The sequence below is a fragment of the Sphingomonas sp. PAMC 26617 genome, assembly GCF_000242835.1.
In the GTDB taxonomy this organism is placed as follows: domain Bacteria; phylum Pseudomonadota; class Alphaproteobacteria; order Sphingomonadales; family Sphingomonadaceae; genus Sphingomonas.
Map to the genome: position 1 here is coordinate 629,042 of NZ_JH594425.1, position 25,144 is coordinate 654,185.

The 25,144-nt window shown below is 67.6% G+C and carries 24 protein-coding genes; 11 read left to right on the plus strand and 13 right to left on the minus strand.

The features are described 5' to 3' along the window. Window positions 1–3: 3 nt before the first annotated feature. Window positions 4–1,398: an exodeoxyribonuclease VII large subunit gene (xseA, locus tag RH91_RS02550; protein ID WP_029623545.1), complete on the minus strand. Its 1,395-nt coding sequence runs from the start codon at window positions 1,396–1,398 to the stop codon at window positions 4–6. Here xseA and purD point away from each other — a divergent pair. After that, window positions 1,397–2,668: a phosphoribosylamine--glycine ligase gene (gene purD / locus RH91_RS02555; RefSeq protein WP_010160946.1), complete on the plus strand. Its 1,272-nt coding sequence runs from the start codon at window positions 1,397–1,399 to the stop codon at window positions 2,666–2,668. The two genes, xseA and purD, sit on opposite strands and share 2 nt — an antisense overlap. Before the next feature lie 62 nt (window positions 2,669–2,730). Then, complete coding sequence (locus RH91_RS02560) at window positions 2,731–3,396, plus strand: helix-hairpin-helix domain-containing protein (RefSeq protein ID WP_010160947.1); 666 nt, start codon at window positions 2,731–2,733, stop codon at window positions 3,394–3,396. Between the two features lie 208 nt (window positions 3,397–3,604). Here RH91_RS02560 and RH91_RS02565 read toward each other — a convergent pair whose 3' ends face one another. The 3 genes from RH91_RS02565 to RH91_RS02575 form a co-directional block, all read right to left on the minus strand. Beyond that, the gene (locus RH91_RS02565) at window positions 3,605–4,909 is read right to left on the minus strand and encodes a hemolysin family protein (RefSeq protein WP_010160948.1); all 1,305 of its coding nucleotides are present in this window, start codon (window positions 4,907–4,909) and stop codon (window positions 3,605–3,607) included. A 100-nt stretch (window positions 4,910–5,009) separates the two neighbouring features. Further along, entirely contained in the window at window positions 5,010–5,438 is a 429-nt protein-coding gene (locus tag RH91_RS02570; RefSeq protein WP_029623546.1) for a nucleoside deaminase, read from the minus strand. Between the two features lie 75 nt (window positions 5,439–5,513). Further along, window positions 5,514–5,801, minus strand: coding sequence for a hypothetical protein (locus RH91_RS02575; RefSeq protein WP_037478485.1), 288 nt, complete (start codon window positions 5,799–5,801; stop codon window positions 5,514–5,516). A 214-nt stretch (window positions 5,802–6,015) separates the two neighbouring features. Between RH91_RS02575 and rpmB the strand changes: the two genes are divergently transcribed. Continuing rightward, a complete protein-coding gene (gene rpmB / locus RH91_RS02580) occupies window positions 6,016–6,318 on the plus strand; it encodes a 50S ribosomal protein L28 (protein WP_010160951.1) in 303 nt (100 codons plus the stop codon). A gap of 3 nt (window positions 6,319–6,321) precedes the next feature. Here the strand turns inward: rpmB and RH91_RS02585 are convergent, their stop codons facing one another. Further along, entirely contained in the window at window positions 6,322–7,314 is a 993-nt protein-coding gene (locus tag RH91_RS02585) for an esterase-like activity of phytase family protein (protein WP_232283392.1), read from the minus strand. A 140-nt stretch (window positions 7,315–7,454) separates the two neighbouring features. On the opposite strand from RH91_RS02585, the gene RH91_RS02590 reads away from it, so the two are divergent. Next, window positions 7,455–7,898, plus strand: coding sequence for a glycine zipper 2TM domain-containing protein (locus RH91_RS02590; protein ID WP_029623549.1), 444 nt, complete (start codon window positions 7,455–7,457; stop codon window positions 7,896–7,898). Window positions 7,899–8,126: 228 nt separating this feature from the next. On the opposite strand, the gene RH91_RS02595 is transcribed toward RH91_RS02590, so the two are convergent. From RH91_RS02595 to RH91_RS02610, 4 genes are read right to left on the minus strand one after another with little or no spacing between them, the layout of a single operon-like run. Beyond that, complete coding sequence (locus RH91_RS02595) at window positions 8,127–9,344, minus strand: argininosuccinate synthase (RefSeq protein ID WP_010160955.1); 1,218 nt, start codon at window positions 9,342–9,344, stop codon at window positions 8,127–8,129. A 59-nt stretch (window positions 9,345–9,403) separates the two neighbouring features. Then, window positions 9,404–10,630, minus strand: coding sequence for an SAM-dependent methyltransferase (locus tag RH91_RS02600; protein WP_010160956.1), 1,227 nt, complete (start codon window positions 10,628–10,630; stop codon window positions 9,404–9,406). An 18-nt stretch (window positions 10,631–10,648) separates the two neighbouring features. Further along, a complete protein-coding gene (locus RH91_RS02605; protein ID WP_010160957.1) occupies window positions 10,649–11,410 on the minus strand; it encodes a molybdopterin-dependent oxidoreductase in 762 nt (253 codons plus the stop codon). Next, on the minus strand, window positions 11,407–12,162 hold the full coding sequence (locus RH91_RS02610; protein ID WP_010160958.1) for a cytochrome b/b6 domain-containing protein: 756 nt from the start codon (window positions 12,160–12,162) through the stop codon (window positions 11,407–11,409). The genes RH91_RS02605 and RH91_RS02610 overlap by 4 nt, the downstream gene beginning before the upstream one ends. A gap of 92 nt (window positions 12,163–12,254) precedes the next feature. Here RH91_RS02610 and RH91_RS02615 point away from each other — a divergent pair, with 92 nt between their 5' ends. Next, entirely contained in the window at window positions 12,255–12,884 is a 630-nt protein-coding gene (locus RH91_RS02615; protein ID WP_010160959.1) for a flavin reductase family protein, read from the plus strand. A gap of 50 nt (window positions 12,885–12,934) precedes the next feature. Here RH91_RS02615 and RH91_RS02620 read toward each other — a convergent pair whose 3' ends face one another. Beyond that, on the minus strand, window positions 12,935–13,600 hold the full coding sequence (locus tag RH91_RS02620) for a nitroreductase (protein ID WP_010160961.1): 666 nt from the start codon (window positions 13,598–13,600) through the stop codon (window positions 12,935–12,937). Between the two features lie 101 nt (window positions 13,601–13,701). On the opposite strand from RH91_RS02620, the gene RH91_RS02625 reads away from it, so the two are divergent. From RH91_RS02625 to RH91_RS02650, 6 genes are all read left to right on the plus strand, one after another. Next, on the plus strand, window positions 13,702–14,874 hold the full coding sequence (locus RH91_RS02625; RefSeq protein ID WP_010160962.1) for an acetyl-CoA C-acetyltransferase: 1,173 nt from the start codon (window positions 13,702–13,704) through the stop codon (window positions 14,872–14,874). A 137-nt stretch (window positions 14,875–15,011) separates the two neighbouring features. Continuing rightward, window positions 15,012–15,794 carry an SDR family NAD(P)-dependent oxidoreductase gene (locus RH91_RS02630; RefSeq protein ID WP_010160963.1) on the plus strand — a complete coding sequence of 261 codons (783 nt, stop codon included), beginning with the start codon at window positions 15,012–15,014 and terminating at the stop codon, window positions 15,792–15,794. Then, on the plus strand, window positions 15,795–16,220 hold the full coding sequence (locus RH91_RS02635; protein ID WP_010160964.1) for an acyl-CoA thioesterase: 426 nt from the start codon (window positions 15,795–15,797) through the stop codon (window positions 16,218–16,220). Between the two features lie 508 nt (window positions 16,221–16,728). After that, on the plus strand, window positions 16,729–18,171 hold the full coding sequence (locus tag RH91_RS02640) for a DEAD/DEAH box helicase (RefSeq protein ID WP_037479082.1): 1,443 nt from the start codon (window positions 16,729–16,731) through the stop codon (window positions 18,169–18,171). A 312-nt stretch (window positions 18,172–18,483) separates the two neighbouring features. Beyond that, window positions 18,484–20,019 (plus strand): acyl-CoA synthetase, encoded by a 1,536-nt coding sequence (locus RH91_RS02645; protein WP_010160966.1) that lies wholly within the window; start codon window positions 18,484–18,486, stop codon window positions 20,017–20,019. Between the two features lie 11 nt (window positions 20,020–20,030). Further along, entirely contained in the window at window positions 20,031–20,819 is a 789-nt protein-coding gene (locus RH91_RS02650; protein ID WP_029623551.1) for a crotonase/enoyl-CoA hydratase family protein, read from the plus strand. 152 nt (window positions 20,820–20,971) lie between these two features. Here the strand turns inward: RH91_RS02650 and RH91_RS02655 are convergent, their stop codons facing one another. From RH91_RS02655 to RH91_RS02665, 3 genes are all read right to left on the minus strand, one after another. Beyond that, window positions 20,972–22,270, minus strand: coding sequence for an amidohydrolase family protein (locus RH91_RS02655; RefSeq protein WP_010160968.1), 1,299 nt, complete (start codon window positions 22,268–22,270; stop codon window positions 20,972–20,974). Continuing rightward, a complete protein-coding gene (locus RH91_RS02660; protein ID WP_010160970.1) occupies window positions 22,267–23,703 on the minus strand; it encodes an amidohydrolase in 1,437 nt (478 codons plus the stop codon). Before RH91_RS02660 ends, RH91_RS02655 begins: the two co-directional genes overlap by 4 nt. 98 nt (window positions 23,704–23,801) lie before the next feature. Continuing rightward, window positions 23,802–25,031 (minus strand): PQQ-dependent sugar dehydrogenase, encoded by a 1,230-nt coding sequence (locus RH91_RS02665; protein ID WP_010160971.1) that lies wholly within the window; start codon window positions 25,029–25,031, stop codon window positions 23,802–23,804. Window positions 25,032–25,144 lie beyond the last annotated feature (113 nt).

Genomic DNA, 25,144 nt, shown 5'->3' on the forward strand with positions numbered 1-25,144 from the left:
GAATTACAGCAGGGTCGGCTGGTCGCCGGATGGACCAGCATACCCCTTGCCCCCGCCACGCTCAACCTTGGCATCGACCTCGCCGTCGCGGAAATGGAGCGTCACGGCCCCCGCCGCGCGCGCCGCCGCCGCCGAGCCGACGACCGCACCCCCGACCCGCGCCGAAACGAATGCATAGCCACGGTCGAGAATGCTGTTCGGCCCGAGCGACTGGACCAGCCGCCACGCCGCCGCGGTGCGATCGCGCGCGCGTTCGAGCTGGCGTTCGAGCGTCGCGAGGCGGAGCGCGCCCGCCGAGCGATCGAGCTGCCCGCGCGCGAGCGTCACGCGGCGTTCGAGGCCACGGTCGAGCCGCGCGCCGATGTCGTCCGCGCGCTGCCGCTGCGGGCCGAGCAACGCGTCGCGACGCGGCAGCACGCGGACCAGGGCGGTCAGCCGCTCGCGCCCGCGTTCGTGATAGCGCCGCGCGCATTTCTCGGTGCGCTGGCCGTATCCCGCGATCGTCAGCCGCAGGTCCGCGAGCACCGGCACCGCGATCTCGGCGGCGGCGGTCGGCGTGGGCGCGCGCCGGTCCGCAGCGAAATCGGCGAGCGTGGTGTCGGTCTCGTGCCCGACCGCCGAGATCGTCGGGATCGTGCACGCCGCGAGTGCGCGGACGACGACTTCCTCGTTGAACGCCCACAGATCCTCGATCGACCCGCCACCGCGCGCGACGATGACGAGGTCGGGGCGCGTCTCGGGCGGCATCGCGTCGAACCCGCGGATCGCGGCGGCGACTTCTTCGGCAGCGCCTGCGCCCTGTACCTTGACCGGCCACACCAGCACGTGCGTCGGACAGCGATCCTCCAGCCGGTGGAGAATGTCGCGGATCACCGCACCGGTCGGCGAGGTGACCACGCCGATCGTCCGCGGCATGAACGGGAGCGGACGCTTGCGATCGGCCGAGAACAGCCCCTCGGCGGCGAGCTTGGCCTTCAATTTCTCGAGCAGCGCCATCAGCGCGCCCTCGCCTGCCAATTCCATGCGGTCGATGATGATCTGATATTTCGAGCGGCCCGGATAGGTGGTGATCCGCCCGGAGACGATCACTTCCGCGCCGTCCTGCGGCTGGAAACCCAGGGCGGCGACCTGCCCCTTCCAGATCACGCCATCGAGCACCGCGCTGTCGTCCTTAAGGCTCAGATACGCATGCCCCGACGCGACGCGCTTGTACCCCGAGATTTCGCCGCGCAGCCGGACGCTGCCGAACTCGCTTTCGACCGCGCGCTTGAGCTTGCCGGCGAACTCGCCGACGCTCATCACCGAATTGCCCGATGCTGTGGCGGTCGGCGTGGCGTTGTCGGCGGGAGCGTCCCCCGCTAGGAGGCGGGCCGCGGCGTCAAAAAGAGGGTCCGACATGAATATCCTACTGATCGGATCGGGTGGTCGCGAACACGCGCTGGCCTGGAAGCTCGCGATGTCGCCGCTGTGCGATACGCTCTTTGCCGCGCCGGGCAACCCGGGGATTGCGGAACACGCGACGCTCGTCGGGCTCGACGTGCGCGATCATGCGGCGACCGTCGCCTTTTGCGCGACGAACGCGGTCGGCCTCGTCGTGATCGGCCCGGAAGCGCCGCTGGTCGACGGTCTCGGCGATTCGCTCCGCGCGGCGGGTCTCGCGGTGTTCGGGCCGAACGCGGCGGCGGCGCAGCTCGAAGGCTCGAAGGCGTTCACCAAGGCGGTGTGCGACGCCGCGCATATCCCGACCGCGCGCTACGTCCATGTCAAGACGCTCGACGAGGGGCTCGCTTCGCTCGGCGGCTTCCTTCTGCCGGTCGTAGTCAAGGCGGACGGGCTTGCGGCGGGCAAGGGCGTGACGGTCGCGGCGACGCTCGGCGAGGCCGAGGCGGCGCTGGGCGACCTGTTCGCCGAACCCGGTGGCGAAGCGGTGATCGAGGAATTCCTCGACGGCGAGGAAGCGAGCCTGTTCGTGCTGACGGACGGCACCGCGATCCTCCCGTTCGGCTCCGCGCAGGACCATAAGCGCGTCGGCGAGGGTGACAGCGGCCCCAATACCGGCGGGATGGGGGCCTATAGCCCGGCGCGCGTGCTGACTCCCGAGCTGGAGGCGCGCGCACTCGACGAGATCGTGCGGCCGACGGTCGCGGCGATGGCGGCGGCGGGGACCCCGTTCTCGGGAGTGCTCTACGCCGGGCTGATGCTCACCGCGGACGGCCCCAAGCTGATCGAATATAACGCGCGCTTCGGCGACCCCGAATGCCAGGTGCTGATGGCGCGGCTCGAGTCCGATCTGGTGCCGATCCTGCTTGCGGTCGCGCAGGGCACGCTGGCCGACCACGGCGTGGCGCAGTGGCGCGACGCGGTGGCGCTGACGGTGGTGCTCGCCGCAAACGGCTATCCCGGCACGCCCGAGGCAGGCGGAGCGATCCACGGCATCGCCAACGCCGAAGCGACCGGCGCGCGCGTCTTCCAGGCGGGGACTCGACAGGCTGACGGGGGCATCGTCGCCTCGGGCGGGCGCGTGCTCGCGGTGACCGCGCTGGGCGACACGATCGGCGTGGCACGTGACGCGGCGTATCGCGGGGTCGATGCGGTCGACTTCCCGACCGGTTTCTGTCGCCGCGACATCGGCTGGCGCGAAATCGCGCGCGCGGACAACAAGGGTTAATTAGCGCGCGACGGGGGCGGATGCGCTGCGCTAGGACCGCGCAATCGATTTAGGAGTATCCGATGGCTGCCTCGCCCGAAAATCCGAACCAGGCGATCGACTTCATGCTGCCGATCACGACGGTTCACGTCGCGTTGATGGTGGTGCTCGCCATCGCCGCGGTAGCGACGATCATCTGGGGCAGCATGCTCGCCCGCCGCCGCAAGAATGCGGAAAAGCAGGTCGAGAAAAATTTCGAGGTGGCCGAGGCGCATGGCGCGACCCACGAACCGAGCGTATCGGCGGACGGGACGCAGGTGGCGACCATGTCCGCAGACGTTCCCGAACGTCCTGCGCAAGACACCGATCGCCAGGTGCCAGTCGCCCCGCGCATTCCGGAGGACCGGCCCGTTTCCGGCGCCGCCCCCGCGACGGCCACGCCCGAACCTGCCCCTGCCCCTGCCCCTGCCCCTGCCGCCGCTCCGCCCGCGGCACCTGCCCCCGCTGCGAGCACGCTTACGCAGATCAAGGGGCTCGGCCCCAAGCTCGCCGCGACGCTGGCCGAACAGGGGATCACGCGGGTCGAGCAGATCGCGGCGCTCACCCCTTCGGACGCCGAGACACTCGATGCCAAGCTCGGCGCATTCCGCGGGCGGATGACGCGCGACCGCTGGATCGAACAGGCCAGATTGCTGAGCGCCGGCGACCGCGCGGGCTATGAGGCGCAGTTCGGGAAATTGGGCGGGTAAGGCTTTCTTCCGGGCGTGTCCCGGTATCCGCCGTCGCGCGCGGGCTGCGGCGGTCTTGTGGCTGGCACTCTACCAAAAACGGCTTCCCCGGCGAAGGCCGGGGCCCAGTAGAAGTGGCCTGTGGCATTAAGCAAGGCATTCGCCAGGACCGTCCCGCGACTGGGCCCCGGCCTCCGCCGGGGAAGCGAGATGCCTCCAAGCTACGAAGCTACCTTGCCTCGCGCACCAGCAACTTGTCGATCCGCCGCCCGTCGAGATCGACCACCTCGAACTTCCAGCCCTGTTCGACGAAGCTTTCGCCCTCGCCCGGCAGATGGCGGAATACGGCAAGCGCAAGCCCGGCGACGGTCGCGTAATCGCGGTCCTCGGGCAGGTCGATCCCGAGCCGCTCGGCCAAAGCATCGACCGCCATCTGCCCCGCGACCAGCAACGACCCGTCGTCGCGCGTCACGACCGAGGGCGCTTCCTCGGGATCGGTATCCGACGCGAATTCGCCCGCGATCGCCGCGAGCAGATCGGCGGGGGTCACGATCCCCTCGAAATGCCCGTATTCGTCGTGGATCAGCGCCATCGGCACTTCGGCCTGCCGCAACGCGTCGAGCGCATCCATCGCGTCGATCTGGTCGAGCACGACCGGCGCCTGCCGCATCAGTGCGCGGACGTCGAGCGGGAGCCCCTTGAACAGCGCCACCGCAATGTCGCGCGCCTGCACCACGCCGATGACGGTATCGACCGAGCCCTCGGTCACCGGCAGCCGGCTGTGCGACGCGGTCATCAGTGCGGCGCGAATCCCCGCCTCGTCGAGCGTCGCGTCGATCCATTCGATGTCGGTGCGCGGCGTCATCACCTCGCGCACCGGGCGATCCGCCAGCCGCACCACGCCCGAGATGATCGAGCGCTCGTGCTCCTCGATCACGCCCGACTTGGACGCCTCGGCGACGATCAGGTGGAGTTCCTCGGCGGTGACATGCTCCTCGGTCTCGCGCTTGAGCCGCATCAGCCGGAACAGCAGCCCCGAGGACGAATCGAGCAGCCACACGACCGGCGCGGTCGCCCAGGCGAGCCACAGCAACGGTGCAGCCATGGTCGCGGCGATCGGCTCGGGCGCGCGCAGCGCAATCTGTTTGGGGACGAGCTCGCCGACCACCAGGGAGGCATAGGTCGTGATCCCGATCACCACGGCGAAGCCCATCGTCTGGCCAAGCTCCGCGCTCAGGCCGAGCGCGGTCAGCCGCGCGCCGACCGGTCCGCCGAGGCTCGCGCCCGAATAGGCGCCCGACAGGATGCCGATCAGCGTGATCCCGATCTGCGTCGTCGACAGGAACTTGCCCGGGTCCGCCGCGAGCGTGATCGCGGTCCGCGCGCCGCGCTTGCCGCTGCGCGCCATCGCCTCGAGCCGCGCCTTGCGCGAGGACACGATGGCGAGCTCCGACATGGCGAAGACACCGTTGAGCAGGATGAGCGCGAAGATGATCGCGACGTCGATCCAGGGAAAGGGAGGGAGTGGGTGCATGGCGCAACACGTCCTTTGCGCGATTCGGGGAATTGCACAACCGCCGTCCTGACGGTGCGCCTTGAATAGATCGTCCTGCGGCGCCCGGCGGAAGCGTCGGTCAGCGCCGTCCGGCGAAGAAACCGCGCAGCAACGCCGCCGCTTCGCCTTCGCCGATGCCGGGGAAGATTTCCGGCCGGTGATGAATCGTGGGCTGCGCAAACAACCGCGGACCATGTTCGACCGCACCGCCCTTCGGATCGCTCGCACCGTAGTAGAGCCGCGCTATCCGCGCATGCGCAATCGCGCCTGCACACATCGCGCAGGGCTCGAGCGTCACCCACAGGTCGCACTCCCCGAGCCGATCGTCCCCGACCGCCGCCGCCGCCGCGCGAATCGCGAGCATCTCGGCGTGGGCGGTCGGATCGTGCAGCGCGCGCGGTGCATTCGCAGCCGTCGCGATCACGACGCCGTGCCGCATCACCACCGCGCCGACCGGCACCTCGCCCGCCTCCGCCGCCGCGGCGGCAGCATCGAGCGCGGCGCGCATCGGCGGCGGAAGCAACAGGGACGCTATCGACATGACCGGGTCATGCCCGAACCCGTGCTCCCGGACCAGCCGCGCTTATTGCGTGGTGACGGTGTTGCCGTTGGCGTCGACGGGCTTGTTGATTCGCACGGTCGGAACCGAGACCGTCTTGGTGGTGGTGCCGACGGTCGGGACCTCGACCGACTTGTTCGCGGTGCCGAATTCGACCGTCGCCATCTTGGCATCGACCTCGGGGGCCTTGCCGCCAGCGACGTTGATCGACGGCAGCGAGCCCGCGCTCGTATCGATCTTGAGCATGCCGAGCGACACCAGCGCCACGACGACAAGGGCTGCGATCCCCACCAGAGCCAATAGAAAACGCATCCCAAATATCCCCTTAGTCCGTGCAGTCAGATCGTTACCGTAATCAAACGCCGCGTGTTTGCGGAAGGTTGCATACCCCCCGATCCGGCCTGCCAACGACAGTTGATTGTTACGGGAAAAAGGCTGAATCGGTTGACGGGGCCGGATGCTTTGGGTAAGCGCGCCCCCTTCTAGGGGTTCGTCACGGGCCCCACCGGACATTCAGGAATTCACGATGTCGCGCATTTGCGAACTGACCGGCAAGGGCCGGATGGTGGGTAACAACGTTTCCCACGCGAACAACAAGACCAAGCGGACGTTTCTGCCGAACCTGCAGAACGTGACGCTCATGTCGGATGCCCTCGGCACCAGCGTCAAGCTGCGCGTCTCGGCACACGGCCTGCGCTCGGTCGAGCATGTCGGCGGTCTCGACAACTGGCTGGTCAAGACGACCAACGACAAGCTGTCGCTGCGCTGCCGTCGCCTCAAGCGCGACGTCGCCAAGAAGCTCGTCGCTGCGCAGGCACCTGCGGCGTAAGCCTCAGGTCCGGTCGCCGCGGGCGACTGGATCCAGTCTGAACTTCAGCAGCAGGCTGCGCTGCACCGGCAACTGGTTATCGTCCGAGACGAGCCAGATGACGGTGGCGCGGCCTTCTTGCGTTGCGGCAACACCCTCGAAATTGTCGTGGATCAGCGGTGATTCGAGCGTCGCGATGTCGTGGCCGCGCACGGTTGCGCCCGGCTTGACGTCGGCCGGGTCGACGATCGTCAGCACGTTCGAGAAGCGGAACCACGCGAAGCGCCGGTTGAGGATCAGCCAGCGCCCGTCGGGCAGCAACGTCATGTCGCTCGGGCTGCTGCCCTCGGGCGGGATATAGTCGAAGCGGAAGCCGCGCCGCGGATGGACGCTCGGGTCGCCCGCGAACACGACCCCGCCGCGCCCCTTCCCCCCGGGCCACCGGTCCTGCTCGCCGATCGTCACCATCCCGCCGCCGGGCAGCAGCATCATCGCTTCAGGCCCCTTGTTCAGCGGCCAATGGTGCATCACCGGCGGCGCGACATGCGCCTGCGCGGTGCGAAAGGTCGAATCGTAGCGCCAGAAGGCGTTGGCATTCTCGAACCCGACCCAGATCGCGCCGGTGCGGGGATCGACGCTCATCGATTCGCTGTCGCGGTCGGCCTTCTCCCAGCCGGTCCCGGGGCCATCGGGCAATTCGGCATAGCTGCGGTCATGCACCTGCCAGTTGCGGCCGAGCGCGAATCGCACGATGTCACCGCTGTCGCTGAGCAGCGTGAAGCGATCCCCCGCCACCGCGAGCGACGAGAAGCCGCCGAACTGCGAGTCGTCGCTCCTGAGCCGAACGCCCCCGAGATAGACGAGATCGCCGACCCGGGTCCGCGCCGGGTTCGACTCGTCGAGCGGGACGCGCGCGACCGTGAAGGCGGGATCGGGCCCGAGCAGGGAAATCCGCGCCTTGCCGCTCCATTCGGGGACCAGCAGCACGAAGAGCGAGGCACAGATGAGGAAGCGCACCGACAGGCCCTGCGGGACCGCCCGGCATCGCGCAACCGCCTTTCGTGGATGAACACGCGCTAACAGGCCCATTCAGGCTCGTCTCACCCCGAATCGATCATAAGGGCATCATCGGAATGCACACCGAGAGGGAGACGACGATGTTCAAGAAGCTCATGCTCGCTACGACGACGATGGCGATTGCCGTCTCCGGTCTGGCTGCAACCCCCGCGAGCGCCCAGCGCTATTACGACCGTGGCGATGGCTATGCGTATGACCAGGCGTATCGCGATGGCTACAACCGCGATGACGGCTATCGCGGCGGCGGATATCGCGGCGACGGCTATCGTGGCGGCGGATATCGCGACGACCGGCGTGGCTATGACGATCGCGGCTATAACGACCGGCGCTATTACAACACGTCGCGCAACCGGTGCCGCAGCGGCGACAGCGGCACGATCATCGGCGCGATCGCGGGTGGCCTGCTTGGCAACGTCGTCGCAGGGCGCGGCGACCGGACGCTCGGCACGGTGCTTGGCGCAGGCGGCGGTGCGCTCGCCGGGCGCGCGATCGATCGTGATGGCCGCCCGGGCTATTGCCGCTGATCGGCTGACGGTTTCACCAGTTTCCCCCGTGTAGCGTATCGGGGGATACGGGGTCGGCCCTGCCCTAGAGGGGCCGGCCCCGGACTTTTACCCTAACCCTTAGCCCTTCCCCGGCGCAGGCCGGGGCCCAGTAGCGGGCCGGTCGTAAGCGGGCGCTGTGCCCAGATGACATCAACCTTCACTACTGGGCCCCGGCCTTCGCCGGGGAAGTGGCATTGTACTCAGGGCTTACCGATCCCGCCGCCCGAGCAACCGCAACCGCAGCGCGTTGAGCTTGATGAACCCGGCGGCATCGCGCTGATCATACGCGCCCTGGTCGTCCTCGAACGTGACGACCTTTTCCGAATACAGCGACTGCGGCGACTTGCGGCCGGTGACGTTGACCGACCCCTTGTACAGCTTGAGCCGGACGGTCCCCTCGACCTTCGCCTGGCTGTGGTCGATCGCGGCCTGAAGCATCTCGCGCTCGGGCGAGAACCAGAAGCCGTTGTAGAGCAGCTCCGCGTAGCGCGGCATCAGCTCGTCCTTGAGATGCGCAGCGCCACGATCAAGCGTGATCTGCTCGATCCCGCGATGCGCGAGGTGATAGATCGTGCCGCCCGGCGTCTCGTACATGCCGCGCGACTTCATGCCGACGAAGCGATTCTCGACCAGGTCGAGCCGCCCGATGCCATGCTTGCGGCCCAGTTCGTTCAGCGCTTCAAGCAACGTCGCAGGCGACATGCCCACGCCGTTGAGCGCGACACCGTCGCCGCGTTCGAAATCGATCGTGATCGTCTCCGGCTGGTCGGGCGCGTCCTCGGGATTGACCGTGCGCGAGTAGACATAGTCGGGCACCTCGTCCCACGGATTCTCGAGCACGAGCCCTTCCGACGAGGTGTGGAGCATGTTCGCGTCGGTCGAGAACGGGGCCTCGCCGCGCTTGTTGTGCGGGATCTCGATCTGGTGCTGCTCGGCCCATTCGATCAGCCGGGTGCGGCTGGTGAGGTCCCACTCGCGCCACGGCGCGATCACCTTGATGTCGGGGGCGAGCGCGTAATAGCCGAGCTCGAAGCGGACCTGATCATTGCCCTTGCCGGTCGCGCCGTGGCTGACCGCATCTGCGCCGACCATCCGCGCGATCTCGATCTGACGCTTGGCGATCAGCGGCCGCGCGATCGACGTGCCGAGCAGGTACAGCCCCTCGTACAGCGCGTTCGCGCGCATCATCGGAAAGACGTAATCCTTGACGAACTCTTCGCGCAAATCGTCGATGAAGATGTGCTCGGGCTTGACGCCGGCCTGCTGCGCCTTGCGCCGCGCGGGCTCGAGCTCCTCGCCCTGCCCGAGATCGGCGGTGAAGGTGACGACCTCGCACTGGTAGGTCTGCTGCAGCCACTTGAGGATGACGCTGGTGTCGAGCCCGCCCGAATAAGCAAGGACGACGCGGTTGATTTTGTCAGTCACGGGCAGGATCCTTCGTGTTCGGCTGCCCCCTATGCGAGGGGGCGACAGGGTGCAACGGGCTAGCCGCGAAAAGCGCGCTCGCTCTCGATCATGTAATCGCGCGTGATCGGCAGGACGTGGCGGTTCTTGGCGAACTGGATCTGATAGTTGACCATCCCGCCGAAGTGGAACGCCGCCCCCGCCCCCGCCAGATAGAATTGCCACATCCGGTAGAACGGCTCGTCATACAGCGCGATGATCTGCTCGCGCGCCGCGACGGTGCGATCGTACCAGTCGTCGAGCGTATAGCCGTAATGCAGCCGCAGCACCTCGACGTCGGTGACCATGAAGCGCAGGCCTTCGTTCGCCGAGATGATCTCCGACAGCGCCGGGTTGTACCCGCCGGGGAAGATGTACTTGGTCGTCCATTTGTCGGTGACGCCCGGCCCGCCCGCGCGCCCGATCGTGTGGAGCAGCATCACGCCGTCTTCGGTCAGCAAGTCGCGGCACTGGCGGAAGAACGTCTTGTAATGCGCCGGGCCGACATGTTCGAACATGCCGACCGAGACGATCCGGTCGAACGTACCGGTCAGGTGGCGATAGTCGATCAGCTCGAACTTGACGCGATCGGCGACCCCCGCCTCCTGCGCGCGCCGCCGCGCGACCTTGAGCTGTTCCTCGGACAGCGTGACGCCGAGCACGTCCGCGCCGGTATGCTGGTGGAGGTACAGCGCCATCCCGCCCCAGCCGCAACCGATGTCGAGCACCGTCATCCCCGGTTCGAGCGCGAGCTTTGCGGCGATATGCGCCTTCTTGTCGCTTTGCGCCTGCTCGAGGCTGTTGCCGGGGTTGGTGTAATACGCACAGCTATACTGGCGGTCGGAATCGAGGAAGAGATCGTAGAGGCGGTCGGACAAGTCGTAATGGTGCGCGACGTTGCGCTTCGAGCGGCGCGCCATGTTCACGCGCTCGATCCGGTGCGTCACCGCCTGGATCGCGCGGCGCATCGGCGAAGCGGCGAGGCCGTTCGCGCCCGCTTCCCACGGGTCGTTCGCCGTCAGCAACCGGACGAGGTCGCGCACGTCGCCCTCCTCGACCACGAGCCGGCCCTTCATATACGCTTCGCCCGCGCCGAGCCCGGGATCGCGGACGATCGCCGCCGCTGCCCCCGCATCGGTGAAGCGAATCGTTACATCCGGGAAGCGTGCATCGGGCGTTCCGAAGCGGACGGTCTTGCCATCGGCGTGGTGTACGGTGAGGGTGCCGCGCTGGACGCGCTTGGCGAGAAACAAATCGATAAGGGCCATGTGCGGCCCACTAACGCGTCAAATGCCTGCATACCAATCGTAATCGACATTATCCTCCCAATAGCCGCCCTTGCCGAGCCCGATGCCCGCAAGCGAGGCCACCGCATCGATCGCCATGACGTATTTGGCCTGCTTGTAGCCAAGCTGGCGCTCGAGCCGCAACCGCACCGGCGCACCGTGGCCAACGTCGAGCAGCTGGTCGTTCATCCCCCACGCCAGGATCGTCTGCGGGTGGAACGCGTCGATCAGGTCGATCGATTCATAGTAGTGCGCGCCCGAATAGAGGTCGGCACAGGTGAACACGACATAGCGCGCGCTATCCTTCACCCCCGCCGCCTTGAGCACGTTGCCGAGCATCGGGCCGTGCCACTTGCCGATCGCGCTCCAGCCCTCGACGCAGTCGTGGCGCGTGATCTGGGTGCGCGCGGGCATCGCCATCAGTTGCTGGTGCGAGATCGCGAGCGGCCGCGTGACGAGGCCGCCGACCTTGAGCCGCCAGCTTGCGAACTTGTCCGCGACCATCGCGGCATATTCGGGGGTGCCGGGGTTGCTGGTGCCGTTGGTGCGGAAGAACGGCGACATCTGGTCGGCGCGATATTCGGGCGCGAGGCTGTGCCGGTTCGACAGCGTGCGCTGCAACCCCATGTTGAGCTTCTCGCCCGAGAACAGGATCTTGCGCGCCGCCGGGATATCGGCGATGGGGTCGCACCCGGCGAGCAAGGCCCCGGAGCCGAGCGCGGCGGTCGTCACCAGGGCGCGACGGGTGATCAGGCTGCTCATGCTGCGTCCTCGCGCTTGTCGTGGCCGGGGATTCGCCACCAGCCGGTAATCATCGAGCGTGTCTCGGGCCATGCCCCCGCCAGGATGACGAGCGCGAGGTGAACGATGATGAACAGCACCACCCCCACCATCGCGATGAAATGCACCGAGCGCGCCGACGCGCGCCCGCCCATCAGGTCGAGCAGCCACGGCCACGCGGCATCCATGCCCGGCGACAGCGCCAGCCCGGACAGGATCATCGCGGGCAACAGGATGAAGATCGCCAGCACGTAGGCGAGCCTCTGGAAGATGTTGCGCGCGTTGGGCTGCCTGGGGTCGTGGAAGCGCAGCGCGGCATGTTCCTTGGCGTCATACCACAGATGCGCTGGCGCGAGTTCGCGCGCGCGGATCGCCAGGTCGCGCTGGAAATGCCGGTTGATCAGGCTCGCGACCATGTAGAACAGCAGCCCGAACCCGAGCACCAGCGCGAACAGCAGATGCCAGCGCCGCGCGACCGCGAGATTATAGCCGGCCGGGATCGTCAGGAACGATGGCACATGCGGGGTATTGAGCCAGGGATGATCCGAATTCGCGCCGAACTGCCCCCAATAAAGGTGCGGATGCGCGTTGAGGATCGTCAGCCCGCTGCCGATCATGATGAAAACCGTGATCGCGGACACCCAATGCCAGATCCGCGTTGTGAGGCGATGCCGATAGATCGGCGTGGCCGACCCTTGCAGCGGAATGTCGGGGGAGCGGGTTGCGTCGGTCATGCAGGTACCTATTCGAGCCTTCGCCGGGAATGGTTACACCTATCCCCGATCCCCGCCGTCGCCCACCGCTAACCGCATCCGAGGATAATTCCATGTCCGACCTTCTGTTCTACGAGCCGCGCGATGGCCATGCGGGCGTCCCAGGGCTCGACCACGACCCCCTGAATGCGATCGTCGCGCCGCGCCCGATCGGCTGGATCAGCACGCTGGCGGAGGACGGGACGCGTAACCTGGCGCCGTACAGCTTCTTCAACCTGTTCAATTATCGCCCGCCGATCATCGGCTTCGCATCGATGGGGTGGAAGGACAGCGCCGCCAACATCACCGCGACCGGCGAGTTCGTGTGGAACCTCGTCACGCGCGATCTCGCCGATGCGATGAATGCGAGCGCGGCGACGGTGGGGCCGGAGGTCGACGAGTTCGACCTGGCAAAGCTTGCGACGGTGCCGTCGCGGCTGGTCAAACCGCCGCGCGTCGCGGCGAGCCCGGTCGCGTTCGAATGCCGCCACACCCAGACGCTGCGGCTGAAGACCACCGACGGCCGCGAGCTCGACCAGTGGATGATCCTCGGCGAAGTAATCGGCATCCACATCGCGCCGGCGCTGATCGCCGACGGCGCCTATCAGACCGCGGCGGCGCATCCGATCCTGCGCGGGGGCGGCCCGGCGGATTATTTCGAGATCGGCGCGGACGCGCTGTTCAAGATGCCGCGGCCGGGGTGAGGGGGCCGGGGTGAAGCGGCCGGCCCCGCCGCCCCCTCCGCCTCGCCCCGTCAGTTCCGGATCGTCAACCACTCCGTCACATCGGCCCGCTCGGTCCGCAGCGCGTTCGCGGGATCGGCGGGGTCCTCCACGCCGATCGCCATCCCGCAGAACAGCATCCGCTCCGCCGGAATACCGATCGCCGCACCGACCGTCTCGGGATACATCGCCCAGCATTCCTGCGCGCACGTCGCCAACCCCGCCTCCACCGCGAGCAGCATCACGTTCTGCAGATACATGCCGAGGTCGGACCATTGCGGCGGCCCCATCCGCCGGTCGACGCTGCAGAACAGCGCGGCGGGCGCACCGAAGAACTGGAAGTTGCGCGCGAACCACAGCCGCCGCGCCGCCTTGTCCGCGCGCGGGATACCAAGTTCGCCGTACAGCGCCTCGCCGACCGCGAAACGCCGGTCACGATAGGGCGCGACGAGGTCGGTCGGGTAGATGGCGTAGGCGGGTTCCTCGCTCTCGCCGCGCCACAGTTTCGCGGCGATCGTCTCCTTCAGCGCGACGAGCGGCGCGCCGGTCAACAGGTCGATGTGCCACGGCTGGAGATTGCCACCGGTCGCCGCCCGCGCGGCCTTGGTGACGATCCCGCGCAGCACGTCCGGGTCGATCGGCGTCGGCAGGAACCCGCGTACCGAGCGCCGCGCCGCAATCGCCTCGCTGACGGTCATGGAATATCCTTTCGAGCCTTGGGTATGCAACCGCACTCTTGCCCGCCGCCACCATTCAGGGCAAGACAGTTGCAAAATACAACCCTTATGGAGAGTCGAGCATGGCCGAGGCCTATATCGTGGACGCAGTGCGCACCGCTGGCGGCAAGCGGGGCGGAAAGCTTGCCGGCTGGCATCCGGTCGACCTGGCGGCATCGGTGCTCGACGCGATCGTTGAACGCACCGGGATCGACGGCGCGGCGGTCGACGACGTGATCATGGGTTGCGTGATGCAGGGCGGGCAGCAGGCGGGGCAGGTCGGCCGCAACGCGGTGCTCGCGGCGAAGAACCTCCCCGACAGCGTCCCCGCGGTGTCGATCGACCGGCAGTGCGGCTCCTCGCAACAGGCAATGCAGTTCGCGGCGCAGGCGGTAATGTCGGGGACGCAGGACATCGTGATCGCGGCAGGCGTCGAGAGCATGACTCGCGTCCCGATGGGCACCACCGCGACGCTGTTCATGAAAGAGGGGCTCGGCAACTACAAGTCGCCGCTGCTCGAGGAAAAATACCCGGGCATCATGTTCAGCCAGTTCATGGGCGCGGAGATGATCGTCAAGAAGCACGGCTTCACCCGCGAGCAGCTCGACACCTTCGCAGTCGAAAGCCATCGCCGCGCCGCCGCCGCGACCGAGCGGGGGGCGTTCGACAGGGAGATCCTCGCGCTCGACGTCGAGACGCCCGACGGCATCATCAGCCATCGCACCGACGAGGGCATCCGCGCGGACGCGACGCTGGAGAGCATCGGCGCGGTCAAGCTGTTGCAGGAAGGCGGCAACATCAGCGCCGCCAACGCCAGCCAGATCTGCGACGGCGCGTCGGCGGTAATGATCGTCAGCGAGCGCGCGTTGAAGGAACACGGGCTGACCCCGCTCGCGCGGATCGTCAACCTGACGGTTACCGGCGGAGACCCGGTGATCATGCTCGAGGAACCGCTGTTCGCGACCGACCGCGCGTTGCAGCGCTCGGGGATGAAGATCGAGGATATCGACCTGTACGAGGTCAACGAGGCGTTCGCTCCGGTGCCGCTCGCGTGGCTCAAGCATACCGGCGCGGACCATGCGCGGCTCAACGTCAACGGCGGCGCTATCGCCTTGGGGCATCCGCTGGGAGCGTCGGGCACGAAGCTGATGGCGACCCTGGTCCATGCGTTGCACGCCTCGGGCGAGCGCTATGGCTTGCAGACGATGTGCGAAGGCGGCGGGATCGCCAACGTCACGATCATCGAGCGGCTTTGATCCGACTTGACCCCTCCCCTTCAGGGGAGGGGTCGGGGTGGGACGTATCGTCAGGCGCTGGTCTCTGCGAGGCACCCCCCACCCCCATCCCCTCCCCTGAAGGGGAGGGGCGTTCTTGTTCCTCGGGAGGAAACACCATGAATCTAGACTCCACCACTGCCGCCGTCGTCACCGGCGGCGCGTCCGGCCTCGGTGCCGCCACCGCGCGCGCGCTCGCCGCCAAGGGCGTCAAGGTCGCGATCTTCGACATGCAGGCGGAGAAGGGCGAAGCGATTGCCGCGGAGATCGGCGGCACGTTCTGCGAAGTGAACGTCACGTCCGAAGACTCGGTCGACGCAGGCTTCGCCAAGGCGCGCGCGGCGCACGGGCAGGAATCGATCCTCATCTGCTGCGCGGGCACCGGCAATGCGATTAAGACCGCGAGCCGCTCGAAGGAAGATGGCAGCATCAAGCATTTCAGCCTCGCCGCCTTCGACTGGCTCATTCAGATCAACCTCGTCGGCACGTTCCGCTGCGTCGCCAAGTCGGCGGCAGGGATGCTGACGCTTTCGCCGGGTGAAGACGGCGAGCGCGGGGCAATCGTGATGACCGCGAGCGTCGCTGCCGAGGACGGGCAGATCGGCCAGGCCGCCTATTCCGCGTCCAAGGGCGGTGTCGTCGGGATGACGCTTCCGATCGCGCGCGACCTGATGGGGGAGGGGATTCGCGTCAACACGATCCTTCCCGGCATCTTCGAGACGCCATTGATGCAGGGCGCGCCGCAGCAGGTGAAGGACAATCTCGCCGCCTCGGTTCCCTTCCCCAAGCGACTGGGCAAGCCCGAGGAATATGCCAAGCTCGCGCTCGCGATGGTCGAGAACAGCTATTTCAACGGTGAGGACGTGCGGCTCGACGGCGCGATCCGGATGGCGCCGCGCTGAATGGGACGGCCCGATCCGGCGCGGCAGGACCCCGCGCACTATCCGCACACCACTACGATCCAGACGCGGTTCCAGGACCTCGATGTTCTCGGCCATATCAACAATGTCGCGATGGCAGCGCTGTTCGAGAGCGCGCGCGTGCGGTTCAACCGCGCGCTCGAGCTTTCGGGCTGGTCGGGGCATCGCTGGCTGGTCGCGCGAGTCGAGGTCAATTATCTTGCCGAGGCGTATTTCCCCGATGACGTCGAGATAGCGACCGGGATCGGCGAGATCGGCAATCGTAGCTGGCAGATCTTGTCGGCGGCGTTCCAGAAAGGCGTGTGCGTTGCGACCTGCGACGTCGTGATCGTGATGAGCGCGAGTGGCGGGCTGACCACGCTGCCGGATGATTTCCGGGCAGGGCTGGAGGCGAACCGGGTCGGGTGATCGATACGCCCGTCACCCCAACAAAAGCGAGAGGTCTGCGGCGAGAGGTCTGCAAAACCGCCCGTCATCCTGAACTTGTTTCAGGATCCAGCCCTCCGCGAGTCCGGACTATGCTTGCTGCGCGGTGGATGCTGAAACACGTTCAGCATGACGGCTGCCTTTGGGGCGAGGGGTGACGACCAAACCTACGACTATCTTTATGCAGGGGTCTCGCAAAGGCCCGGGCGGCCCCGTTTTACGGCAACGGCGGGACACAAACACGACGGCCCCGGCCTCCGTCGGGGTGACGGCTGTCTCCCCGCGCCGCACCCCACCTTGACTTCCGCCCCCGCCTCGGCCATATGGCGGCCATCGAAGCGTCATGCAGCGTGATCGGACTTTATCGTCCCAGCTCCGCCTCGGTCGTTATCAAACGGACTTCCCTTTTCACGCGGGGTGTCAATCCTCCCCCCGCCATCCGTGCGTCCAAAGACGTGCGTCCATGGCACATGCAATGGAATATACTTTCATGTCTTTCGCCCATCTCGGCCTTGCCGAGCCGCTCGTCCGCGCGCTCGAAGCAAAGGGCTATACCTCCCCCACCCCGATCCAGGCACAGTCGATCCCGATGCTGCTCGAAGGCCGCGATCTGCTCGGCATCGCGCAGACCGGCACCGGCAAGACCGCCGCATTCGTGCTGCCGTCGATCCAGCGCCTCGTCGCCGCCGACAAGCGCGTCCTGCCGACGCATTGCCGCATGCTGGTGCTCGCGCCGACGCGCGAACTCGCCAGCCAGATCGCCGATAGCGCGCGCGATTACGCGAAGTTCTCGAAGATGACCGTCGCGACGGTGTTCGGCGGGACCAGCATCAACAAGAACCGCCAGGACATGAGCCGCGGCGTCGATATCCTCGTCGCCACGCCGGGCCGTCTGCTCGATCTGATCGAGCAGCGCATGGTCAGCCTCGCGATGCTCGAGATCCTCGTGCTCGACGAAGCCGACCAGATGCTCGACCTCGGCTTCATCCACGCACTGCGCAAGATCGTAAAGATGCTGCCGCGCGTGCGCCAGACGCTGTTCTTCTCGGCCACCATGCCGAACGCGATCCGCGAGCTTGCCGACCAGTTCCTCAACGATCCCGCGACCGTAAAGGTCGCGCCCGTGTCGAGCACGGCCGAGCGCGTCGAGCAGTATGTCTATTTCGTCAACCAGGGCGAGAAGCAGGCGCTGCTGACGATGCTGCTGGCGGACGGCGCGATCGAGCGTTGCCTCGTCTTCACGCGGACCAAGCATGGCGCGGACCGCGTCGTGAAGCTGCTGGGCGCGAACGGCATTCCTGCCAACGCGATCCACGGCAACAAGAGCCAGCCGCAGCGCGAGCGCGCGCTCGGCGAGTTCAAGACCGGCAAGGTCAAGGTTCTGGTCGCGACCGACATCGCGGCGCGCGGGATCGACGTTTCGGGCGTCAGCCACGTGTTCAACTTCGAGCTGCCCAACGTGGCGGAGCAGTACGTCCACCGCATCGGCCGCACCGCACGCGCTGGCGCATCGGGCATCGCGATCAGCTTCTGCGCCGATGACGAGCGGAGCTACCTGCGCGACATCGAGAAGCTGACGCGCGTCAAGCCCGACATGGTCAAGCTCCCCGAGGGCTTCATGGCCGAAGCGGCCCGCATCAAGGCGGCCCGCCCGGCGGGGTCTGACGTCAGCGATCGTCCGCGCGACGAGAGCGGTCGTCACCGTGCGCCGCCGCGCGCAACGCATACCGCGCGCCCGACCGGCGAGCGTCCTGCTGGTGGCAGCCGTCCGTATAACGCTGGCGGCGCAGGCCGTCCGGCGGGTGGCGCTGGCCGTCCTGCGGGCGCTGGTCGTCCGGCCGGTGGTGGTCGTCCGGGTGGCAGTGGCCGTCCGGCGGGCGGTGGTCGCCCGGCTGGCGGCGGCGGCGGACGGCGTTCGCCTGCTGCTGGCTGAGGCTTGCTGGTTTCTTGCTAATTCACGAGCGGCGGGTCCTTCGGGATCGGCCGTTTGTGCGTGTGAGCGGGTACTTTGCCGCCACACCTTCCACCAAAGTCCTTCCCCGGCGAAGGCCGGGGCCCAGTAGAGATGGCCGGGGTAAAGAAGCGCAGCGCTTAAGGCTCTTCTGTCTCACTACTGGGCCCCGGCCTTCGCCGGGGAAGCAGCTCGAAGGCGGCCCCCCCGGAAAACGCCCCGTTGCCGCGCGCTTCGTCCCGCGCTAGCTTCCCGTTGCAAAAGAAAACGAATCTACAGGGGAGGGGCTGGCGAATGTCGCATCCATGCGTCCACGCGCGGAGTGATCCGGGCAAGCCTGCGCTGATCGTCGCCGAAACCGGTGAGACGATCAGCTTCGCCGAGCTCGACCAGCGCGCCAACCGCGCCGCGCACCTGTTCCGCGCGCATGGCCTGCGAGCCGGAGACACGATTGCGCTGTTCTGCGAAAACACCCCGCAATTCTACGACATTGCCTGGGGCGCGCAGCGCGGCGGGCTGTTCTTCGTCTGCATCTCGACCAAGCTGACCGCGCCGGAAGTGCGCTACATCCTCGCGGATTCGGGCACGAAGCTGGTCGTGGCGTCCGCGGGGCTTGCGTCGGTCGCCGAACACGTCGCGCCCGAGCTTCAGCGCTTCGCGGTCGGTGGTGTCATTCCCGGCTGGCAGGACTGGGACGCCGCGGTGGCCACGATGCCCGCCGACCCGATCCCCGACGAACGCGCCGGGATCGACATGCTCTACTCCTCGGGCACCACCGGCCGCCCCAAGGGCGTCCGTGTCGCGCTGCCGGAAGACCCCGACATCGCCGCGACCACCGTGCTCGAAATGCTCGCGCGCGGACTCTACGGGCTTGGCCCGGACAGCATCTACCTCAGCCCCGCGCCGCTCTACCATGCCGCCCCGTTGCGCTGGTCGATGACGGTCCAGCGGCTCGGCGGCACCGTCGTGATGATGGCGCATTTCGAGCCCGAAGCCGCGCTGGCCGCGATCGAACGCTACCGCGTCACCGCGAGCCAATGGGTGCCGACGCATTTCGTCCGACTGCTCAAGCTCGATCCGCAAGCACGCGCGCGGCACGACCTGTCGAGCCTCAAGGTCGCGATCCATGCCGCCGCCCCGTGCCCGGTGCCGGTCAAGGAAGCGATGATCGACTGGTGGGGGCCGGTGCTGTTCGAATATTATGCCGGGTCGGAGGGCAATGGCCTCACCACGATCGCCTCGACCGAATGGCTCGCGCATCGCGGGTCGGTCGGCAAGGCGGCGTACGGCGTGCTCCACGTCTGCGGCGAGGATGGCGCGGAGGTCGCGGCGGGCGAGGAAGGGCTGATCTATTTCGAGGGCGGCGGCGCGTTCGAATATCACAACGATCCCGAAAAGACCGCCGAGGCGCGCAACGCGTTCGGCTGGTCGACGCTCGGCGATATCGGGCGGATCGACGCGGACGGCTATCTGTACCTCACCGATCGCAAGAGCTTCATGATCATCTCGGGCGGCGTCAACATCTACCCGCAGGAAATCGAGAACCGGCTGATCACCCACCCGCGCGTCGCCGACGTCGCGGTGATCGGCGCGCCCGATGCCGAGATGGGCGAGCGCGTCGTCGCGGTGGTCCAGCCGGTCGACATGGACGAAGCGGGGGCGGCGCTTGCCGCCGAACTGATCGCCTGGTGCCGCGCCGAACTGTCGGGGGTGAAGACGCCGCGCCAGATCGATTTCACCGCGGAATTGCCGCGGCATGCGACGGGCAAATTGTACAAACGGCTGCTGCGCGACCAGTATTGGGGCGAGACGGGCAGCCGGATCGTCTGATGGAGGATTGCATGAACGACCGGGTTTCGATCACCGTGACCGATCACGTCGCGGACGTGCGGCTGACTCGCGCCGACAAGATGAACGCGATCGACCCTGCGATGTTCGAAGGGATCGGCGCGGCGATCGACTCGCTCCACACGCGCAAGGACGTCCGCTGCGTCGTCCTGTCGGGCGAGGGCAAGGCGTTCTGCGCAGGGCTCGACATGACGAGCATGGCGGGGGGCGGCTCCGGCCTCAGCACGGTCGACCGCAACGACCAGGGCAGCATCCTGCCGCAGCACGTGACGTGGGGCTGGCGCAACCTGCCGATGCCGGTGATCGCGGCGGTGCACGGGGTCGCGTTCGGCGGCGGGTTCCAGATCATGTCCGGGGCGGACATCAGGATCGCCGCGCCGGGGACGCGCTTCGCGATCCGCGAGAGTTACTGGGGACTGGTGCCCGACATGGCGGGGTTCCCGATCTGGCGCGGGCTGGTGCGCGACGACGTGCTGCGCGAGCTGGTCTATACGTCACGCGAGTTCGATGCGGAGGAAGCGCTCCGCTACGGCTTCGTCACGCGGATCGCGCATGCGCCGCACGCCGCCGCGCTCGAGCTGGCGCATCAGATCGCGGCGAAGAGCCCCAATGCGATCCGCGGGGCGAAGCGGTTGTGCAACATGGCGTTCGATGCGGATGCGCGGACGTTGCTCGCGGCGGAGACCGCCGAGCAGGTCGCGGTGATCGGCAAGCCCGCGATGATGGAGCAGGTCGCGGCGAACATCCAGAAACGGCCTGCGGTGTTTCACGACGCGGAGTGAATTCGGCAGAAATTCTTCCCCGGCGAAGGCCGGGGCCCAGTCGTGGGCCGGGCGTAGCTCCATAGCTGCCCCTTACAGCGACCTTCGCTACTGGGCCCCGGCCTCCGCCGGGGAAGTGCTAGTGTAGACAGGAATAAGTTCGATCGGCCGCTCTACCGCTCGTACGCCTTGGGCAATGCGCCTTCCTGCGGCACCATATACCGATCGCGCAACGCATCCTGTCGGGTGCGCAGCGGCTGCTTCACCCCGTCGATATAGACTGCCGCAACGCCGGTCCCCAGTTCCAGCGGATCGCCATCCCACACCACGACGTCACCGCGCCGCCCCGCCTTGAGCGAGCCGATCTCGTCGCCCATCCCGATCGCCTCGGCCGGCACCGAGGTGATCGCCGCGAACGCCGCGTTCCAGTCGAGCCCGGTCGCGCCCGGCAGCTTGGTCAAGGCAACGAGATTGCCTGCATATTGCTTTTCGAGCCGCGCCTGCCGCGCGTCATTGTCGTTGATCGTGCCCAGTCCGACGAGCACGCCCGCCGCCTTCATCCGCCCGACGTTCGACTGGGTCGAGCCGAGCTGATCGAACGAATTGGGCAGGTCGGTCAGCGCCGAGGCAATCACCGGGATGCGCGCCGCCACCAGTTGCGGCGCGACCATCCAGCCCTCCGCCGCGCCGACGAAGACCATCTTCACCGCGGGAAAATCCCGCTTGAGGTCGATCAGCGCGAGCATGTCCGACGCACGCTCGACATGGACGAGCAGCGGCACTTTGCCGTTCGCGACGGGTACGAGGGCCTCGGCATCAGCGCGGGTCAGCAGCGCGTCCTTGCCCTGGTCGGCATAGTGATTGGGGTCGCGCGCGAAATCCTTCGCCTGCGCCATCGCGTTGCGGAACATCGCGATCGCGGCGGGGCGACTGCCCCCGGCGGCGCGCCCGCCGTCCACGCCATATTCCATGAACTGGAACGCGCGCGGCCGGGTGACCGGTGCCCGGTCCGCCCCGAGATCGATCACCGCGCCCATCCCCGCGAAGATCGACCCGGCGTTGTCGGGCGCGACGATCGCGCGCGTCACGCCCTCGGCGCGGTTGAGCGGGATCGAACTCGTGCTGGAATTGACCGCCGACGCGATGTCGATCGCGGCGTGGAACGGGCTGGTCTTCGCGCCCGCGTCAGCGGTTTCGTCGACGCCGTCGACTTCGATGATCCCCATCCGCGTGAAGCCCGCGACGATCCCGGGCGTGACCCAGCGACCGCCCGCGTCGACCGCGGACACGCCCGCCGGAACCGCGACCCCGCGCCCTGCCGCCACGACGCGCCCGTCGCGAACGACCACGGTGCCGCCCTCGATCGGCGCGGAGCCGTCCCCGATGACGAGTTTCGCGTTGGTGATCGCAACCGTCTGCGCGGCGACCGGGGTTGCCAGAATGGCGGCGGAGAGGAGGAGCAGGCGCTTCACTTCACGTCTCCCGAGCCGGGCTGGCCAAGTTCGAAATCGGATACCGGTCGGCGCTTGGGATCATTCGCATCGTAGAGCAGCGCACCGTCGATCCACACTTTCTCGGGCCGGGTGTAGACGCTGAACGGATTGCCGTTCCACAGCACGACGTCGGCCATCTTGCCGGGCTTTAGGCTACCGGTCTTGTCGTCGATGTGGAGCGCCTTGGCCGGGTTGTAGGTCAGCCATTCCCACGCGACCGCATCCGAAATGTCGATCCCCGCGCGCCGCCCGGAGGCGAGCGCCTTGGCGACTTCCTGGTTCAAGCGCTGGATCCCGTTCTCGTCATCCGAGTGAATCATCGCGCAGGCGCCGTTCTTCTGGAGCAGCGCGAGATTCTCGCCGATCGCGTCGTAGCTCTCCATCTTGAAGCCCCACCAGTCCGCCCAGACCGCCGCGCATGTCCCGTTCTGCTTGAGCAAGTCGGCGATCTTGTAAGCTTCGACCGCGTGGTGGAACGCCGAGACGTGGTATCCGAACTCCTTCGCCATATCCATAACGACGGCCATTTCGTCCGCGCGGTAGCAATGGTTCTGGATCAGGATCTCGCCCGACAGCACCCCCGCGAGCGTGTCCATCGCGATGTCGCGTCCGGGGACCTCGCCGCCGTCCTTCTCGTATTTGTCCCACTTGCGTTTGTACTCGACCGCCTTCGCCCAGGTCTGGCGGTCGACCGCGATGTTGCCCATCCGGGTCGAGGGCTCGCGGCCCTTGGAGCCGTAGACGCGCTTGGGGTTCTCGCCGCACGCCATCTTGAGGCCATAGGGCGCGCCGGGGAACTTCATCCCCTGTTCGGTGCGCGCGTAGACGTTCTTGATGACGACCGAACGCCCGCCCATCAGGTTCGCCGAACCGGGGAGGATCTGGAGCGTGGTGACCCCGCCGTTGACGAGCGCGCGGCTGAAGCCGGGGTCCTGCGGCCAGACGCTGTGCTCCGCCCAGACGTCGGCGGTGACCGGACCTGTCGCTTCGTTGCCGTCCGAATTGGCCTGGACCGCGGGCGAGGGATAGTCGCCCAGATGGCTGTGGATATCGATGATCCCGGGGGTCAGCGTCTTGCCGGTGCCGTCGATCACGGTCGCGCCCGCCGGTGCCGCGACGCTCTGGCCGAGTGCGACGATCTTGCCGTCGGCGAACAGCACCGAACCGTCGTCGATCTTCCCGCCCTCGCCGTCGAAGATCGTGACGTGGGTGACGAGCGTCGGGGTGCCGGGATAGCGCTTGTAGGTCGACGGGAACGGATCGTGGCTGAACGCCTTGCCGACGCCGGGGCCCTTGCCGGTGCTAGCCTTGTCGCCCTTCGCCGACGCACTCGCAGGGCGACCGCCGCCATCGCTCGCGCAGCCCGCCAGCAAGGCGGCCAGCGCCACCGTGGCCAATCCGATCCGCTTCATACTTGCCCCCTTGTCGCGCGTTTCGCGCTGTCTTGGGCAAGTCATCCGGGAGGATGAGCGGGCTGTCAATCCATTGGCGACGGTCCCGCCACGCTGCCCTATTTCTTCGCCAGCCGTACCAGCTTGCCGCCGTCCTCGAGCAGCCAGATCGCGCCGTCCGGCCCCTGCGCGACATCGCGGACGCGTTCGCCGATCTTATACTGGTTTTCGACCCGCGCGGTGTCGCCGGACAGCGCAACGCGGATCAGCGCCTCGCCGCCGAGCGCGCCGATCAGCAGGTTGCCGCGGAATTCGGGGAACATCGCGCCGGTATAATAGATCATGCCGCCGGGCGAGATCGACGGGTTCCACCACAATCTGGGCGCTTCGAGATCGGGGCGGCTGGGGTGATCGGGGATCGGCTTGCCCGAATAATTGTCGCCATTGGAAACGATCGGCCAGCCGTAATTCTTCCCCGGCAGGATCAGGTTGAGCTCGTCGCCGCCGCGCGGCCCCATCTCGACCTCCCACAGCTTGCCGTCCTGCGCGAAGACCATGCCGTACGGGTTGCGGTGTCCGCTGCTGAACGTCTCGGCGCGGACGCCGCCTGCCGACGCCTGCGGGTTCCCCGGGGCGGGCTTGCCGTCGAGCGTCAGGTGGAGGATCTTGCCGATCGCCTGGTCGGGGTCCTGCGCCGGGGTGAAGCGCTGGCGCTCGCCCGAGGAGAGATAGAGCGACGTGCCGTCGGGGGCGAACAGGATGTTCGCGCCGAACTGCCCGCCGACCCCGTCCGACCCGGCGCGCCACAACACCTGCAGGTTCACCAGTGCGGTGCCGGTGAACAGCCCGCGCGCGAGCGCGAGGCTGCTCCCGCCGGGGCGCGGCTCGGCATAGCTGATGTAGACCAGCTTGCTCGTCGCGAAATCGGGCGCCAGCGCGATATCGAGCAGCCCGCCCTGATTGTCGAACAGCACCTTGGGCGCACCGGTAACGTCGGCGATCGTTCCGTCGGCGCGGCGCAGCTTGATCATGCCCGCCTTCTCGGTGACCAGCGCGGACCCATCGGGCAGCACCGCGACCGCGAACGGGTCCTCAAACTGGCCGATTGTCTGCATCGCGAAGGGCGGTGCGGTTTCGGCCCGGTTGGCGCGGCCCGTGGTCGCGGGGATGTTGCGGACGGTCGCGTCGGGGGCATCATCGGGCAGGCTGGTGACGGGCGCCGTGGCGGGTCGCGCCACCGGGCCGGTTGGTGCCGCCGCATCGGGCGACGCGGCGGCGGATTGCTGCGGCTGCCCCGAACAGGCGGTCGCGGCCAACAGAAGTGCTAGCGGCGCACGGAACAGCGTCATCTGGATTCTCCCGGGATATGCGGCACATACCGACAGTGGCGCGAAGTGGTTCCGTGAACGGTCGCCGCCATGACAGAACAGCCATCGGCCGCACCGCGCAAAAGCCCGGGGGG

What these genes read in the sequence shown, in the direction of transcription:
- RH91_RS02640 (WP_037479082.1), top strand. Translation starts at nt 16,729, where the DNA reads ATGTCTTTCGCCCATCTCGGCCTTGCCGAGCCGCTCGTCCGCGCGCTC.
- RH91_RS02635 (WP_010160964.1), top strand. Translation starts at nt 15,795, where the DNA reads ATGGGACGGCCCGATCCGGCGCGGCAGGACCCCGCGCACTATCCGCAC.
- RH91_RS02590 (WP_029623549.1), top strand. Translation starts at nt 7,455, where the DNA reads ATGTTCAAGAAGCTCATGCTCGCTACGACGACGATGGCGATTGCCGTC.
- RH91_RS02625 (WP_010160962.1), top strand. Translation starts at nt 13,702, where the DNA reads ATGGCCGAGGCCTATATCGTGGACGCAGTGCGCACCGCTGGCGGCAAG.
- xseA (WP_029623545.1), bottom strand. Translation starts at nt 1,398, where the DNA reads ATGTCGGACCCTCTTTTTGACGCCGCGGCCCGCCTCCTAGCGGGGGAC.
- RH91_RS02650 (WP_029623551.1), top strand. Translation starts at nt 20,031, where the DNA reads ATGAACGACCGGGTTTCGATCACCGTGACCGATCACGTCGCGGACGTG.
- RH91_RS02615 (WP_010160959.1), top strand. Translation starts at nt 12,255, where the DNA reads ATGTCCGACCTTCTGTTCTACGAGCCGCGCGATGGCCATGCGGGCGTC.
- RH91_RS02630 (WP_010160963.1), top strand. Translation starts at nt 15,012, where the DNA reads ATGAATCTAGACTCCACCACTGCCGCCGTCGTCACCGGCGGCGCGTCC.
- RH91_RS02560 (WP_010160947.1), top strand. Translation starts at nt 2,731, where the DNA reads ATGGCTGCCTCGCCCGAAAATCCGAACCAGGCGATCGACTTCATGCTG.
- purD (WP_010160946.1), top strand. Translation starts at nt 1,397, where the DNA reads ATGAATATCCTACTGATCGGATCGGGTGGTCGCGAACACGCGCTGGCC.
- RH91_RS02660 (WP_010160970.1), bottom strand. Translation starts at nt 23,703, where the DNA reads ATGAAGCGGATCGGATTGGCCACGGTGGCGCTGGCCGCCTTGCTGGCG.
- RH91_RS02565 (WP_010160948.1), bottom strand. Translation starts at nt 4,909, where the DNA reads ATGCACCCACTCCCTCCCTTTCCCTGGATCGACGTCGCGATCATCTTC.
- rpmB (WP_010160951.1), top strand. Translation starts at nt 6,016, where the DNA reads ATGTCGCGCATTTGCGAACTGACCGGCAAGGGCCGGATGGTGGGTAAC.
- RH91_RS02570 (WP_029623546.1), bottom strand. Translation starts at nt 5,438, where the DNA reads ATGCGCGCCGCGCTCGATGCTGCCGCCGCGGCGGCGGAGGCGGGCGAG.
- RH91_RS02665 (WP_010160971.1), bottom strand. Translation starts at nt 25,031, where the DNA reads ATGACGCTGTTCCGTGCGCCGCTAGCACTTCTGTTGGCCGCGACCGCC.
- RH91_RS02610 (WP_010160958.1), bottom strand. Translation starts at nt 12,162, where the DNA reads ATGACCGACGCAACCCGCTCCCCCGACATTCCGCTGCAAGGGTCGGCC.
- RH91_RS02620 (WP_010160961.1), bottom strand. Translation starts at nt 13,600, where the DNA reads ATGACCGTCAGCGAGGCGATTGCGGCGCGGCGCTCGGTACGCGGGTTC.
- RH91_RS02575 (WP_037478485.1), bottom strand. Translation starts at nt 5,801, where the DNA reads ATGCGTTTTCTATTGGCTCTGGTGGGGATCGCAGCCCTTGTCGTCGTG.
- RH91_RS02605 (WP_010160957.1), bottom strand. Translation starts at nt 11,410, where the DNA reads ATGAGCAGCCTGATCACCCGTCGCGCCCTGGTGACGACCGCCGCGCTC.
- RH91_RS02645 (WP_010160966.1), top strand. Translation starts at nt 18,484, where the DNA reads ATGTCGCATCCATGCGTCCACGCGCGGAGTGATCCGGGCAAGCCTGCG.
- RH91_RS02600 (WP_010160956.1), bottom strand. Translation starts at nt 10,630, where the DNA reads ATGGCCCTTATCGATTTGTTTCTCGCCAAGCGCGTCCAGCGCGGCACC.